Here is a 13,080-nt window from a genome sequence, read left to right as displayed (position 1 = left end):
GCATTCATGGATTTCACCCTTTCCCCCGAGATCGCCGGCCTGCGCGCCGAGATCGCCGCCTTCGTCGAGGAGCACCTGATCCCGCTGGAGAGCGATCCGGCGTCCTACGACGCGCACGAGAACATCGCACCAGGCGTGCTGGAGACGGTGCGCGCCAAGGCCCGCGAGCAGGGCCTGTGGTGCCTGCAACTGTCGCCCGAGAACGGCGGCCGCGGCATCGGCAAGATGGGCATGGCGGTGTGCTACGAGGAGATGAACCGGTCGATCTTCGGGCCGGTCGTCTTCAACTCCGCCGCGCCCGACGACGGCAACATGATGATGCTGGAGGCGCTCGGCACGGCGGAGCAGAAAGAGCGGTGGCTGGCGCCCATCGCGCAGGGCAAGGTGCGCTCGGCCTTCGTGATGACCGAGCCGCATCCGGGCGGCGGCTCCGACCCCGGCATGATGCAGACCCGCGCCGTGCGCGAGGGCAACGACTATGTGGTCACCGGGCACAAGTGGTTCATCACCGGAGCGGAGGACGCGGCGCATTTCGTGCTGATCGCCCGCACCTCGGACGATGCGCGGGCCGGGCACACCGCCTTCCTGTTCCACCGCGACCAGCCGGGCTGGGAGATCGTCCGGCGCATCCCGATCATGGGACCGGAAGAGCATGGCGGGCATTGCGAGCTGCGCTTCGACGGGCTTCGCATCCCGGCGGAGAACGTGCTGATCGGCGAGGGGCGCGGGCTCAAGGCGACGCAGACGCGGCTCGGGCCGGCACGCCTGACCCATTGCATGCGCTGGCTCGGCCTGTCCAAGCGCTGCGTCGAGATCGCCCGCGACTATGCGTCGAAGCGGATGGGCTTCGGCGTGCGACTGGCGGACCGCGAGAGCGTGCAGGTGATGCTCGGCGAACTGGCGATGCAGATCGAGATCGGCCGCATGCTGGTGATGAAGGCGGCCTGGGAGATCGACCGGGGCGGCTATGCCCAGAAGGAAGTGTCGATGGCCAAGGTGCATGTCGCCAACCTGCTGCACAAGGCGGCCGACACGGCGATCCAGATCAACGGCGCGCGCGGCTATTCCAAGGACACCGTGCTGGAATGGATCTACCGCTACGCCCGCCAGGCGCGGCTGGTCGACGGCGCCGACGAGGTGCACAAGATGGTACTCTACCGGCACCTGGAAAGGGACGGGCGCGACGCCTGGCGCTGGGAGACGGCAGGCCGGGAGACCGGAGAATGAGCGGACCCGGCTTCGACACGGGGAGACTTGCCGCGCGGCTCGATGCCGAGCTCGGCCCCGCGGAAACGGGGATAACGCTGGAGCGGATCGGCGGCGGCCAGTCCAACCCGTCCTTTTTCCTCGACCGGGGGCACAAACGCTACGTGCTGCGCAAGCAGCCCGGCGGTCCGATCCTGCGCGGGGCCCATGCCATCGACCGGGAATACCGGGTGCTGCAGGCGCTGGCGCCGACCGGCGTGCCGGTGCCGAGGCCGGTGCTCTATTGCGAGGATGCCGAGGTGATCGGCACGCCGTTCTACCTGATGGAGCGGGTCGAGGGGCGCGTCTTCACCGACACCTCGCTGCAGGAGTTGCCCGCAAGCGAGCGCCGCGCCATCTGGATGGCCGTCGCCGAGGCGATGGCGGCGATGCACGCCCTCGTGCCGGAAGAGGTCGGCCTTGGCGACTACGGCAAGCCGGGCAACTATTTCGAGCGGCAGATCAGCCGCTGGGACCGGCAGTATCGCCAGTCGGAGCTGGCGCCCATCCCCGCCATCGAGGCGCTGTTCGACTGGCTGAGCGCCAACCAGCCGGCGGACGACGGGCGCGTGTCGCTGTGCCACGGCGATTTCCGGCTCGGCAACCTGATGTTCCACCCGAGCGAGCCGAAGGTGGTGGCGATCCTCGACTGGGAACTGTCGACGCTCGGCCATCCGCTGGCCGATCTCGGCTTCTGCTGCATGCCCTGGCACACCGCGCCGGAGGAATATGGCGGGCTGCTGGGCCTCGACCTTGCCGCGATGCAGCTGCCGCGCGAGGAGGAGTTCGTCGCCCGCTACATGCAGGCGGCGCCCGGCTCGCCCCCGCTCCTGCCCTTCCACAAGGCCTTCGCGCTCTACCGCTTCGCCGTCATCTTCGTCGGCATCGCCGAGCGGGCGCGGCTCGGCAATGCCTCCGATCCGGAGGCCGCGAAACTGGCCCCGCTCGCCGAGCGCTTCGCGCTCAGGGCGCTGGAGATCGCCGAAGGGCGGCTGCACGCACTGTAAGGCGCCCCGCCTCAGGAGGCGGCGGCGCGCAGGCTGGTCGGCGAGGCGGGATGCAGCCGGTTCCAGGCCCGGCGGAACTGGCGGGCGGAGGAAAAGCCGGCTCTGGCGGCGATCTCCTCCATGTCGAGCCGCGAGCCGAGCACCATCTCGCGTGCCAGCGCGATGCGCATGCGGTTGACGAAATCGGTGACGCTCAGCCCGGTATGGTCGTTGAACAGACGTGAGAGATTGCGCGGGCTGGTGGCGGCAAGGCGGGCGAGCGCGGCGACGGTCCAGGCGCGGGCCGGATCGCCGGCGACCGCGTCCTGCACCCGGTGGATGGCGGGATGGATGTGGTTGCGCCCTTCCAGCCAGGGCGAAAGCTGCGGGTCGGCCCCGCCGCGCCGCAGATAGACGACGAGATAGCGCGCGACCGCCAGCGCCACGTCGTGGCCGGCCTCGCGCGCGACGATGGCCAGCATGAGATCGATGCCGGCGGTGATGCCGGCGCTGGTCAGCCGCTCGCCGTCCTCCACGAACAGGCGGTTGTCGCGCACCCGCGCGGTGGGCGCGGCGCGGCGCAGGTCCTCGATCGCCGCGTGATGGGTGGTGCATTCGCACCCTTCCAGCAGGCCGGCACGGGCGGCGAGCAGCGCGCCGGAACAGATCGTCACCAGCCGGATGCCGAGGCGCACCACCCGGCGCAGCCAGTCGGCGATCTCCGCTTCCAGCGGCGCGTCGTCCTTGCGCGTGTCGGCCTCGCTGCCGAGCGGCCTGTCGGCGGCGCCCGAGACCACCACCATCGCCCCGTCGGGAAGGGCGGCGGGCAGCGGCGCGATGCCGGCAACGGCAAGGCCGACGGAACTGGTGACACTCGTCGCCGGGCCGACATAGGTCACATCGAAGCGCAGCCGCGCCTGCTCCATGTTGGCCTTGCGCAACACCTCGACCGGGCCGGCAATGTCGAGCAGCAGCGCGCGCGGCGGAACCACCACGAAGACGGGTATGGTCCGCACGCGCGCCGCCTCGCTCATGCGGCGAGCCGGCCGGTCGTGGCCGCGGCCAGCGCCTCCTCCACCGTGGCGATGCGGGCGAAGCGGCCGGCAAGCACCAGCTCGCTGCGGGCGCGGATCTCGGCGGCGCTCCACTCGCGCCCGGCCGCATCGACCATCGGGAAGGTCAGCGTCGCCTCGCCGACGAAATCGACCTCGTATCCGAGATCCGAGGCATGGCGCGTGGTGGTCTCGCAGCACTGCTCGGTGCGGATGCCCGAGACGATCAGCCGCCGGATGCCGCGCTCGGTCAACCAGACGTCGAGGCCGCTGCCGACCAGCGCGCTGTGGCGCCGCTTGCGGAAGACCGCGTCGGCGGCAAGGCGCAGCGGGGAAAGCGGCACGACGAAGCCAGAACCTTCCGAAAACGGACCGGTCTCTTCCACATGGAAGATCTGCACCAGCGGAATGCCGGCGGCGGCGGCACCGTCGATCAGCGCCTGCTGGCGCTCCAGATAGAGGCCGAGCCCTTCCTCGCGAAAGTAGGGCCGGTGGCGGAAGGACTCCTGGACGTCGACGACGATGAGGGCGGTATCTGCGGACATTTCCGGTATCTCCTGACGAGGGACAGTATCCGCAGGATAGCGCCGCCCTCAAAGGGCGAAATGCACGCTCCGGACGGATGAGGGACAATTCGCGCCAAAACTGTTGCCGAAGGTGCGTGAGAAATGCTCCTTGCCGGCTGAGATCGCTTCAGTTTCCTCCACGGTGGTTCGCCCTGTAGTCTTCCTGCCGGGCTGGCGAACACGGCAGGGGCGCGCAATGACGGACGGACTGGTTCTTCCCGGCATCGGCGGATCGGGCGAGGCGCATTGGCAGAGCCTGTGGGAAGCGGAGGATGCCGGGCTAAGGCGATTTGCCCCGGCCGACTGGGACCGGCCGGAACTTGCCGAGTGGACGGGCGCGCTGGAGCGGGCGCTCGCCGGCTTTTCCCGTCCGCCGCTGCTGATCGCCCACAGCCTCGCCTGCCTGCTGGTCGCCCATGCGGGGGAACGGCTTGTCGGTCGCGTGCGCGGGGCCTTCCTGGTGGCGGTGCCGGACCCGGAGGGACCGGCCTTTCCGGGCGAGGCAGCGAGCTTTCGCGATGTGCCGGCGCGGGCGCTGCCGTTCCCGGCGCTGATTGTCGCCAGCAGCGACGATCCCTACGGCACGCCGGAGCATGCCCGCCGGCGGGCGCGGGACTGGGGGGCCGGGCTCGTCGAGATCGGCGCAAGGGGCCACATCAACGGGGCGAGCGGTCTGGGCTCCTGGGCCGAGGGGCGAAGGCTTTTCGACGCCTTCGCCGCAGGCGCGCGGGGCTGAGATTGGGGGCGTCGAAGTCGGCCTTGCCGAGATGTTCCTGCTGCTGGCAGCCGGGCTTGTCGGCGGCGCCTGCAACGCCATCGCCGGCGGGGGCACGTTCTTCACCTTTCCCGCGCTGCTGCATATCGGTGGGCCGCCGGTCGCCGCCAATGCCACCAGCGCGATCTCGATCTGGCCGGGCCATGCCACGAGCCTGCTGGGATATCGCGAGGAGCTCCGCCTTCCCAGTCGGCGCGGCTGAAGGCCAGCGCCCCCGTCTTCATCCTCGGCGGCATCGTCGGCGCGGCGCTGCTGGCGGCGACCAGCAACGCGGTCTTCCGGCAATTGATCCCTGGCTGCGGCTGGCGGCAACGCTGCTCTTCGCCGCCGGACCGAGGCTGCGCGCCTGGGTGAGCGCGCCTCGCGGCGGTGAACTGCCGAGAGCCGCTCTGCTCGTCATCGATTTCGCGGTCACCGTCTATGGCGGCTATTTCGGCGCCGGGCTCGGCATCCTGCTGATGGCAGCGCTGGCCTGCATCCTGCTGATCTATCTTGTGCTGGGCTGCGTGATTGCTCCCCAGGCGAACCGGCAGTCCGGCCAACCGGCACCCTCCCAGCACATCTTGGAAGGCCTGGGGGCAGGTCACACGGCGGCCCCGAGCCCTATTTCTTCAGCTTTGCTTGTTCCAGAGACCAGTATTCCATGTCGAAGAGATCGGCCGTCGACAGCGGCGTAAATCGGCCATAGGCTTCCGACGCTTGGATGACCCGTGCCGTCTGCGACGCGAGATCGGCAACGATCCTCGCCTCGGCATCACTGCCCCCGACACCGAACAATCCCATGCCCCGCACCAGGATCACCCGCGGCAGCGGGTCAAGCATCGTCTTCGGCTCGCTGGCCTGCGCCGCATGGTGCTCGAAGTAGCGCTCATAACGCCCGGCGAAATCCGCAAGGGCGGCGTCCAGTTCGGCCGCGCTTTCCGTGCCGTCCAGAACCAGGGGGAACGGTTTGACCCTGATGACATGGTCCGGGGTGATCGTGCCCCGACCGGTGATCTCCACCAGGTCCGGTATTTGCAGGAGAGTGTCGATTGCCGCATCCGCGCGAAAATCGAGCGCAACGCCCGAGGCAAAGGCTGGCCCGGCAGCCCGGATGCGCTCCGACAGAAGATCGCGAAAGGCCCAGCTTCCGGCGGTGTCGCCAAGCGGGGCAAGCGGGGGAACGAGACGCACCCCGTGCTCGGCCAGATGCGCCTCCGCCATGTTCACGAACTCGATCATCCGATCATAGGACTGGCGCGCCGTCTCGCCGAACGTGAAAAGACCGTGATTGACCAGCCAAAGCCCCTCGCAGTCAGGATTTTCGTCGAAGATCCGCGCTGCCTCGATGGAGAGGTCGTAGCCAGGCATCACATAGGGCACGATGGCAAGGCGCCGGCCATAGAGGCGCCGACCGATTGCTGCTGCATCAGGCTGGTTCACAAGGGCCAGCACTGCCGCCGCATGGGAATGGTCGACATATTTTGCCGGCAGGAACGCATGAAGCAGGGTTTCGATGGATGGGTTAGGTGACGCTGGATCGAGCAGATGAGCCCGCAGCAACGCCACCATTTGCGGATCGGACAGGGCAGCCCCCGACCGCGCCTCGCACAACGGAGCCAGTTCGAGCGCGGGAAGACCGGGAGCCTTGATCGTCCCCAGGTCCCAGCCGCTGCCCTTCACATGCAGGACGGGCCTGAGCTCGCCGTCGGCCATGCGTCGCCGCGTCTTGACCGAGGTGTTGCCTCCGCCATGCAGCACGAGATCGGTCTCGCCGCCGATCAGCCGCGACGTGTAGATGCGCAGGGCCAGGTCGCGCTCGGCCTCCTCCTCCCCGGCTCCGCGCAACCAGGCTGCCGCCTCGTCGTCATTCCACCTGTTGATCATCCGCACGTCATCCATCGCCTCAAACCTGCTCGTTCACCAGATCCGACATCACCAGTCGATAGATGTCCTTGGTGCGCGGTCCGGTCATGATGTCCTCCAGCAGCGCCACGGTCGTCTTGTAGTGCTCGGTGCGACGGTGATCGTCGACGCTCTCGGCGCTGCGGAAGATCTCGACGATGGTGAACCGCGTCTCTTCCTCCGGATCCTGGAGCACGTCGAAACGCAGGTTCCCCGGCTCCCGGATCGTGCCCTCGTAGTTAATCCGGAAGGCATCGAGGAAATCCTCGATGCGATCCGGCTTCACCTGGATGTGAACCAATTGAACGAACATCTGCAGGCTCACTCCACGCCGACCTTACCGAACTTCACATTCAACTCGTGACGCTCCGTCCAGCTCTCCGGAACCGACGCTCCGGTGTTGCTGAACCATTCCTGGACGGGAATGCCGGAGACGAGCGCGACATTGCCCCAGGGCATCCAGGCGCCGGTGCGCACGATGTATTTCGCACCGCGATAACCATCCTCGTGAAACCAACTGTTGGGACGGGTGCTAGCCTTGGCGTCGGGGAAGACCTCGGCGACGCCGTTCCAGGCGTTCGGGTTGTTCTCCTTGGCGTCCTCGATCATGTGGTATTCTTCCACCCACATTTCCTGGCGGATCGCCCGCAGCACGGTAACCAGATCCGGCACGCCGGGGCACAGGGCCAGATCGATGACCCGGTCGTCATAGGCCATGGGGTAACCGGCATCGGTGACGAGCAGAATGTCGTCATGGCCCATCTCGGAGATGGCCCGGCTCAGTTTCACGTTGAGAATTCCATTCCGCCGCATGGCGTTGTCCTTTCGTTTGGGAAGGTCGTTGGTTCAGGCGTGTCCCTGAACGATGAGAGAGATGATTTCGTCCTGGGAGGTGGTTGCCATGTCACGCATGCCGGCCATCATACCCAGATGCAGGATGGCCACCCGGTCGCAGACCTTGCGCACATGGCCGAGGTCGTGACTGACCATGATGATGCCGATGCCCTTGTCGGCGAGTTCCCGCACGACGGAGAGGACCTCGTCCCTGGCGCTCGGGCTGAGCGCCGATGTTGGCTCGTCGAGGATGATATAGCGGCTGCCGAAGGCGGTGGTCCGCGCCAGCGCCGACACCTGCCGCTGGCCACCCGACAGGTGGCCGGACGGCGTGCGGACATCGAAGGGGCGCACGGAGAAGCTGTTGACGATCTCCTGGGCTCGCTTTCGCATCTCGCCGTATTTCAGGAAGCCGAAGCGGTTGGTGATCTCGCGGCCGAGGAAGATGTTGTGCACCACCGGCATGTCGTCGAACAACGCAAGATCCTGGTACAGCATCGCAATGCCGGTATCTCGCGCCTCCGACGAACTTGAAAACGAACAGAGCTCGCCGTCCACTTCGATAGTGCCCGTGTCTGGCGTCACCGCGCCTGCCAGCACCTTCATCAAGGTGGACTTGCCCGCGCCGTTGTCTCCCAGCAGCCCGACCACCTCGCCGGCTTTCACTTCCAGATCGATGTTCTCAATCGCTTTCACCGGCCCGTAGGATTTGGAAATTCCGCGCAGAACCACGCTCATGTCATGCCATCCAGTCTTCGCAGATATCTTGGAGGCGGGGGCCACATCGCGGCCCCCGCAACATGGGAGGCTCAGCGGTCGAGCTGGCCGGAATAGCGGAAAGCATGCGCAGTTTCCGCGTCGATCGCCTCGCTCGACATCTTGTAGTCCAGCGGCTTGATCGTCGCGGCCAGGACGACCGGCACCGGGTCACCCTGCGCGTGGGCCCGGATGGCTTCCGCGACCGCGACGCCCCAGTCGTCATTGACGCGGAACGCCGTCACCTTCAGGCCGCCTTCCTTGATCGACTTCAGTTCGTCGGCGCCGCCGCCCCAGCCGTTGATGATGACGTCATCCAGAACGCCGCGCTCGGTCGCGGCCGCCAGCACGCCAAGCGCCACGGCGGTGTTGCCCGCGTGCAGCATCCGGATGTCGGGATGGCGGCTCAACAGCGCGTTGGCCCCGCTGAAGGCGAGCTCGCGGTCGCCGTTCGCCTCGAACTCGCCGACCAGTTCCATGTTGGAGTTCTTGGTAACGCAGTCGGCGAAATGGTCCGACCGCTGGCTGTCGATGAGGCCGGGAATGTAGCGCACGAGTGCGAACTTTCCCTCGCCGCCGGTCTCTCCGATCACCCACTGACACAGAGCCTCGGCGCCGATCGTATGGTCGAAACCGACATGCGTAATCGGCTGCTTGTCGGTGCCGTAGGTGTCCACGAAAGGATTGACGACGTTCATCACCAGCGTGGGCAGGGTCTCGGCAAGGCGGGAGATGTTCGACTTCTGCACCTGATACTCGGACGGGCCGATCACGACATAGTCGAAGTTGCCGGCCAGAACCTGCTCGACCTGTGCACCCTGCCGGTCGTGCTCGTCCGGCTTGATCATGAACTCGGTGATCTCGAAGGGCACGCCGAGTTCTTCAAGGCGCTTGCGGGTCGAGATATTGAGACGGGCCCAGGCGTCCGAGGTTTCAAGGCTCGGGAACATCAAGGCGATGCGCAGCGGCTTGTCGAACGTCTTGGTGCTGGCAACCGGCTCGGCAACCACCGACTTCATGAACTCGTCCATGGCCGCCCGTTCGGCCGGCACCATTTCGTGCAGCTCGGGGAGCAGGAAGTAGCCGCGCTCCTTGGCGCCTGCCGGCACCTCCTGGGCCGCAAGCGGCAAGGACAGGGCAAGGGTTGCGGCTCCGGTCAGCAGGATTGTTCTTGCAAGGGTCTTCCTGGTCATTTCGTCTCCTCCACTTTGGTTTTTTTGGTATTTGGGTAAATCTATTCCTCGCTGCGGCTGTTGCTGCGGGAGTAGAGGCCGATGGTGATCAGGATGACGGCGCCGGCGGCCACGTGTTGCCAGAAGGCCTCGAAGCCGAGCATCACCACGGCATTGGTGATGGTGGCGAGCAACCACGCCCCGAGCAGCGTGCCGATGATCGAGCCGCGTCCGCCGAACAGGTTGGTGCCGCCGACGATCACCGCCGCGACCGTGTTCAGCAGGATTGTCACCGCACCCGAGGCGACGACCGCATCGAGACGACCGGTCAGGATGATGCCGCCAAGCGCCGCGATCAGGCCCATGAACACATAGACGCCAACCCGGTAGTTGAGGACGCTGATGCCGAGCCGCCGGGCCGCGATCGGGTTGCCGCCGACCGCATGCAGCCGGGCGCCGATCTTGTGATAGGCAAAGATGCAATGCGCCGCGACGATGAAGGTGAGCGCGATAATCAGCGGCATCGGGATTCCGAGCAGCCGCCCGCGTCCGAGCCAGGTGACGAATTCCGGAAAGCCGAAGAAGACGCCGCCGCCGGCATAGACCAGCGCAAGCCCGCGGAACACGAGCTCCGTCGAAAGCGTGACGATGAAGTCCGGCATCCGCAGCTTGGTGATCAGCAGACCGTTGATCAGGCCGCAAAGCCCTCCCGTCGCGAAACCGACAAGCACCGCGAGCCAGAGCGGCAGGCCGAAATCCTTAAGGGCGGCCGCAAAGGCAACGCTGGACAGCGTCAGAATCGCGCCGATCGACAGATCGATGCCACGGGCGGTGATGACGGCCGTCATACCGATGCCCAGCAACATGATCAGCGACGCGTCGAGGGAGATCGCCCGCATGTTGCCGGCGGAAAAGAAGCTCGGCGTGGTGAAGGCCATGATCAGGGCAATGATGCCCAGCATCACCGCCGGCGCAGCCAGCGGGACCTTCGTGGGGCCGAAGAGCGGGGGCAGGTTGCCGCGCCAGTTCGAGGTTTCGAGCACCTGGCGCTGCCGCGCAGCCGGGCCATCGTCTTGCACGAGTGCCAATATTCCCTCCCAGAAATATGTTCATTTGTTTTTTGTTGGATCAATTGAACACACAGCTTGGAAAGAGTGTCAAGCGCCTCGTTTTACCTCCGCGCCATCGGCACCTGCGCGCGCAGCCGCGCGCCCCGCCAGGCAGGGCGCAGGAAGGTCGGAAAACGGGAGGGAAGAAGCGCGCGGATCACCCCACAAGAGCGTGGGCGGTCTGCTCGTCAGTAATGAAGATATTGATGAAATCGCCTTGCAGGGCCGCCCGTATCGCGGGCACCTTGTCGAGGCCGCCGGAGGCGGCGATCATCCGCGGAGCCTCGCGGTAGCTCTCCAGCGGCAAGCCGATCACCCGTTCGTGCAATGGCAGGTCGATCTCCTTGCCCTCAGCATCGAAGAACCGGCAAAGAACGTCGCCGATCGCGCCGCTCCGGCGCATCGCCTCAATCTCTGCGGGGTGGACATAGCCGCGGCGGATGACGCTGGCGGTCTCGTCAACCGCGCCAATGCCGACCAGCGCGAAATCGGCCTTCAGCGCCATCTGCAATGTGTTGCGCACGCTGGCGTCGCGCAGCATCGCCTTGGCGATCTGGGCATCCTCCACCACCAGCGGCGCCGGCACGAGGAACATCTTGCAATCGGCGCTGACCACACGAAGCCCGTCGACATAGGCCTGAACACCGCCGGTCATGCCGACAAGGTCGATCCGGCGATCGTTCACCAGATGCCCCAGGCGGCGGATCGCCGCGCCGACCATTTCCCCCCAGCCGACCGCCAGAAGCCCGCCTTCATCCAGGCGCTGCATGAGGAACTGGGCCGCGGCCTGGCCAAGTCTTTCGCTGCGCGGCTCCCCCGGTAGATGCGGGATGACTCGCACTTCCTCCAGCTTGAACCGGTCCTGCAAGCGACGCTCGATCTCCAGACATCCCTGCAAGGCGGAGTTGATCCGCACCTCCAGCATGCCGCTGCGGCGACCGTTCTCAAGCATTCGGGAGACCTTGATACGCGGCAGACCCAGCTTTTCGCCAATCGCCTGTTGGGTCAGCCCATCATGGTAGTAATACCAGGCCACACGGGCCAGCAGCGCGTCTTCCTCGGAAATGATCGGCGTCTCGAATGCAGTCATGGACGATCTCTCAGGCACGCGCCAAGACGTCGGCCCCGTCTGACGCAGGGGCCTCCGCGTGAAAACGCGACGGCATTACGAATCAGGCTCCGCCAAACTTCAAGCCGAAACCGGCCAACCTTGGTCCAGCGCGTTTGCCCCAGGACCGACGACCCGGTCAAGGCAAAAAGCGGGACGCGGCGCTTGACGAGTCCCAACGGGAATGTTCATATGTTTTATATAAACACAAATGATCTATTCGTAAAGCGATCCGGCATCCGCTGCCGCACCTCGAAGGAGGCGGTGGACAGCCAGACGTTCCCCCGGAGAGGAAACCATGACCACCGCAACCACCCTGCGCGCGCCCGCCCACGCTTTCAACATGCAACTGATTGGCCACTGCACCCAGGGAGGGAGATCCGACGGTACGCAGATCATGGTGCGCGACGGCTACGCCTATGTGGCCCACATCTTCTCGAAGGGCTTCAGCGTGATCGACGTTCGCGATCCCTCCTGCCCTCGCACGGTGAACTATATCCCCTCCCCTGCCAATACCTGGTCGCTGCATCTTCAGGTGCATGACAACCTCCTGCTGACGGTTCACGCGCAGGACCAGTTTGCCAAGCCGGAGAGCGACGACGAGCGCAACTACTACAAGGCAGATACTAGCGATATCTCCAAGGCGATGCAGTCGGCGGACCGCAACCACTCCGCCGGCATGGCCGTCTACGACTTGACCGATCCCGTAAACCCGCGACAGATCGGCTTCATGCCGGTCAATGGCGTTGGCCTCCATCGCATCTGGTATGCGGGCGGGCGCTGGGCCTATGCGTCCGCGCAGATCGAGGGGTTCACCGACTTCATTCTCGTGACCATCGACATGTCCGATCCCACAAGACCGGAGATCGTCGGCCGCTTCTGGCTGCCGGGAATGAACGTCGCTGCCGACGAGGTGCCGGACTGGCCGCTTGCGGAGGGGCGCTACAGCCTGCACCACCCGATCGTCCATGGCGACACCGCCTATTGCGGCTGGCGCGATGCCTGCCTCGTCGTGGTCGATGTGAAGGACCGCGCGGCTCCCAGGATGATTGCGCATCGCAACTGGGCGCCGCCCTTTGGCGGCGGCACCCACAACTGCCTGCCTCTGCCGGATCGCGACCTGCTGATCGTGGTCGACGAGACGGTCCTCGACAACGAGGAGGACGGCGACAAGCCGATCTGGGTCTTCGATATCCGCAACCCCGCCAATCCGGTCTCCATCGCCACCTTCCCCAAGCCCAACGACCGCGACTACAAGGCCGTCGGCGGCCATTTCGGACCGCACAACGTGCATGAAAACCGGCCGGGCAGCTTCGTCAGCTCGACGCTGATCTTCTCCACCTGGCAGAACGCCGGCCTGAGGGTCCACGACATTTCCAACCCCTACGCCCCCCGTGAAGTCGGCGCGCTCGTGCCCCAGGCGCCGACGCATCATGTCGACCACCGTCCGGGCCGGCCGCTGGTTATCAACACCACCGACGTCTTCGTGGACTCTGCGGGCCTTGTCTATTTTACTGATTTCAGCGGCGGCGGCCTGCACATCGCCGAGTTCAACGGCTGAGACCGGCCGGCACACGCGACGAGGAGAGCTCA

Annotated in this window: 14 protein-coding genes; 5 read left to right on the top strand and 9 right to left on the bottom strand. The window is 66.1% G+C overall.

The features are described from left to right. Positions 1 to 6 precede the first annotated feature (6 nt). Complete coding sequence (locus tag TSB10GB4_RS16375; protein ID WP_186396605.1) at positions 7 to 1,227, top strand: acyl-CoA dehydrogenase family protein; 1,221 nt, start codon at positions 7 to 9, stop codon at positions 1,225 to 1,227. Continuing rightward, positions 1,224 to 2,252, top strand: a complete 1,029-nt coding sequence (locus TSB10GB4_RS16370) for a phosphotransferase family protein (protein WP_186396604.1) — start codon at positions 1,224 to 1,226, stop codon at positions 2,250 to 2,252. The genes TSB10GB4_RS16375 and TSB10GB4_RS16370 overlap by 4 nt, the downstream gene beginning before the upstream one ends. 11 nt (positions 2,253 to 2,263) lie before the next feature. On the opposite strand, the gene TSB10GB4_RS16365 is transcribed toward TSB10GB4_RS16370, so the two are convergent. Beyond that, positions 2,264 to 3,265 carry a GlxA family transcriptional regulator gene (locus TSB10GB4_RS16365; protein ID WP_186396603.1) on the bottom strand — a complete coding sequence of 334 codons (1,002 nt, stop codon included), beginning with the start codon at positions 3,263 to 3,265 and terminating at the stop codon, positions 2,264 to 2,266. Further along, complete coding sequence (locus tag TSB10GB4_RS16360) at positions 3,262 to 3,828, bottom strand: isochorismatase family protein (protein ID WP_186396602.1); 567 nt, start codon at positions 3,826 to 3,828, stop codon at positions 3,262 to 3,264. Before TSB10GB4_RS16360 ends, TSB10GB4_RS16365 begins: the two co-directional genes overlap by 4 nt. Before the next feature lie 217 nt (positions 3,829 to 4,045). Here TSB10GB4_RS16360 and TSB10GB4_RS16355 point away from each other — a divergent pair, with 217 nt between their 5' ends. Then, positions 4,046 to 4,585: an alpha/beta hydrolase gene (locus TSB10GB4_RS16355; RefSeq protein WP_186396601.1), complete on the top strand. Its 540-nt coding sequence runs from the start codon at positions 4,046 to 4,048 to the stop codon at positions 4,583 to 4,585. 31 nt (positions 4,586 to 4,616) lie between these two features. Continuing rightward, a complete protein-coding gene (locus TSB10GB4_RS16350; protein WP_186396600.1) occupies positions 4,617 to 4,826 on the top strand; it encodes a TSUP family transporter in 210 nt (69 codons plus the stop codon). Between the two features lie 401 nt (positions 4,827 to 5,227). On the opposite strand, the gene TSB10GB4_RS16345 is transcribed toward TSB10GB4_RS16350, so the two are convergent. From TSB10GB4_RS16345 to TSB10GB4_RS16315, 7 genes are all read right to left on the bottom strand, one after another. Beyond that, positions 5,228 to 6,490, bottom strand: a complete 1,263-nt coding sequence (locus TSB10GB4_RS16345; protein ID WP_186396599.1) for a class II aldolase/adducin family protein — start codon at positions 6,488 to 6,490, stop codon at positions 5,228 to 5,230. Between the two features lie 19 nt (positions 6,491 to 6,509). Beyond that, positions 6,510 to 6,821 (bottom strand): antibiotic biosynthesis monooxygenase, encoded by a 312-nt coding sequence (locus TSB10GB4_RS16340; RefSeq protein WP_186388314.1) that lies wholly within the window; start codon positions 6,819 to 6,821, stop codon positions 6,510 to 6,512. Positions 6,822 to 6,829: 8 nt separating this feature from the next. Next, positions 6,830 to 7,321 carry a D-ribose pyranase gene (rbsD, locus tag TSB10GB4_RS16335; protein WP_186396598.1) on the bottom strand — a complete coding sequence of 164 codons (492 nt, stop codon included), beginning with the start codon at positions 7,319 to 7,321 and terminating at the stop codon, positions 6,830 to 6,832. A 33-nt stretch (positions 7,322 to 7,354) separates the two neighbouring features. Continuing rightward, complete coding sequence (locus TSB10GB4_RS16330; protein WP_186388316.1) at positions 7,355 to 8,080, bottom strand: ATP-binding cassette domain-containing protein; 726 nt, start codon at positions 8,078 to 8,080, stop codon at positions 7,355 to 7,357. A gap of 71 nt (positions 8,081 to 8,151) precedes the next feature. Next, positions 8,152 to 9,291 (bottom strand): substrate-binding domain-containing protein, encoded by a 1,140-nt coding sequence (locus TSB10GB4_RS16325; RefSeq protein WP_186396597.1) that lies wholly within the window; start codon positions 9,289 to 9,291, stop codon positions 8,152 to 8,154. 41 nt (positions 9,292 to 9,332) lie between these two features. Continuing rightward, positions 9,333 to 10,349, bottom strand: a complete 1,017-nt coding sequence (locus tag TSB10GB4_RS16320; protein ID WP_244570947.1) for an ABC transporter permease — start codon at positions 10,347 to 10,349, stop codon at positions 9,333 to 9,335. 187 nt (positions 10,350 to 10,536) lie between these two features. Beyond that, a complete protein-coding gene (locus tag TSB10GB4_RS16315) occupies positions 10,537 to 11,469 on the bottom strand; it encodes a sugar-binding transcriptional regulator (protein WP_186388319.1) in 933 nt (310 codons plus the stop codon). Positions 11,470 to 11,785: 316 nt separating this feature from the next. Between TSB10GB4_RS16315 and TSB10GB4_RS16310 the strand changes: the two genes are divergently transcribed. Further along, complete coding sequence (locus TSB10GB4_RS16310) at positions 11,786 to 13,048, top strand: LVIVD repeat-containing protein (RefSeq protein WP_208984844.1); 1,263 nt, start codon at positions 11,786 to 11,788, stop codon at positions 13,046 to 13,048. Positions 13,049 to 13,080 lie beyond the last annotated feature (32 nt).

It is taken from the genome of Stappia sp. TSB10GB4 (genome assembly GCF_900185745.1).
Taxonomy (GTDB): Bacteria; Pseudomonadota; Alphaproteobacteria; order Rhizobiales; family Stappiaceae; genus Stappia.
This window is presented reverse-complemented; position numbering and strand designations above follow the sequence as displayed.

Bases quoted from the DNA above. Each gene is read 5' to 3' on its own strand.
- TSB10GB4_RS16375 (WP_186396605.1), top strand. From the start codon at position 7: ATGGATTTCACCCTTTCCCCCGAGATCGCCGGCCTGCGCGCCGAGATC.
- TSB10GB4_RS16370 (WP_186396604.1), top strand. From the start codon at position 1,224: ATGAGCGGACCCGGCTTCGACACGGGGAGACTTGCCGCGCGGCTCGAT.
- TSB10GB4_RS16365 (WP_186396603.1), bottom strand. From the start codon at position 3,265: ATGAGCGAGGCGGCGCGCGTGCGGACCATACCCGTCTTCGTGGTGGTT.
- TSB10GB4_RS16360 (WP_186396602.1), bottom strand. From the start codon at position 3,828: ATGTCCGCAGATACCGCCCTCATCGTCGTCGACGTCCAGGAGTCCTTC.
- TSB10GB4_RS16355 (WP_186396601.1), top strand. From the start codon at position 4,046: ATGACGGACGGACTGGTTCTTCCCGGCATCGGCGGATCGGGCGAGGCG.
- TSB10GB4_RS16350 (WP_186396600.1), top strand. From the start codon at position 4,617: ATGTTCCTGCTGCTGGCAGCCGGGCTTGTCGGCGGCGCCTGCAACGCC.
- TSB10GB4_RS16345 (WP_186396599.1), bottom strand. From the start codon at position 6,490: ATGATCAACAGGTGGAATGACGACGAGGCGGCAGCCTGGTTGCGCGGA.
- TSB10GB4_RS16340 (WP_186388314.1), bottom strand. From the start codon at position 6,821: ATGTTCGTTCAATTGGTTCACATCCAGGTGAAGCCGGATCGCATCGAG.
- rbsD (WP_186396598.1), bottom strand. From the start codon at position 7,321: ATGCGGCGGAATGGAATTCTCAACGTGAAACTGAGCCGGGCCATCTCC.
- TSB10GB4_RS16330 (WP_186388316.1), bottom strand. From the start codon at position 8,080: ATGAGCGTGGTTCTGCGCGGAATTTCCAAATCCTACGGGCCGGTGAAA.
- TSB10GB4_RS16325 (WP_186396597.1), bottom strand. From the start codon at position 9,291: ATGACCAGGAAGACCCTTGCAAGAACAATCCTGCTGACCGGAGCCGCA.
- TSB10GB4_RS16315 (WP_186388319.1), bottom strand. From the start codon at position 11,469: ATGACTGCATTCGAGACGCCGATCATTTCCGAGGAAGACGCGCTGCTG.
- TSB10GB4_RS16310 (WP_208984844.1), top strand. From the start codon at position 11,786: ATGACCACCGCAACCACCCTGCGCGCGCCCGCCCACGCTTTCAACATG.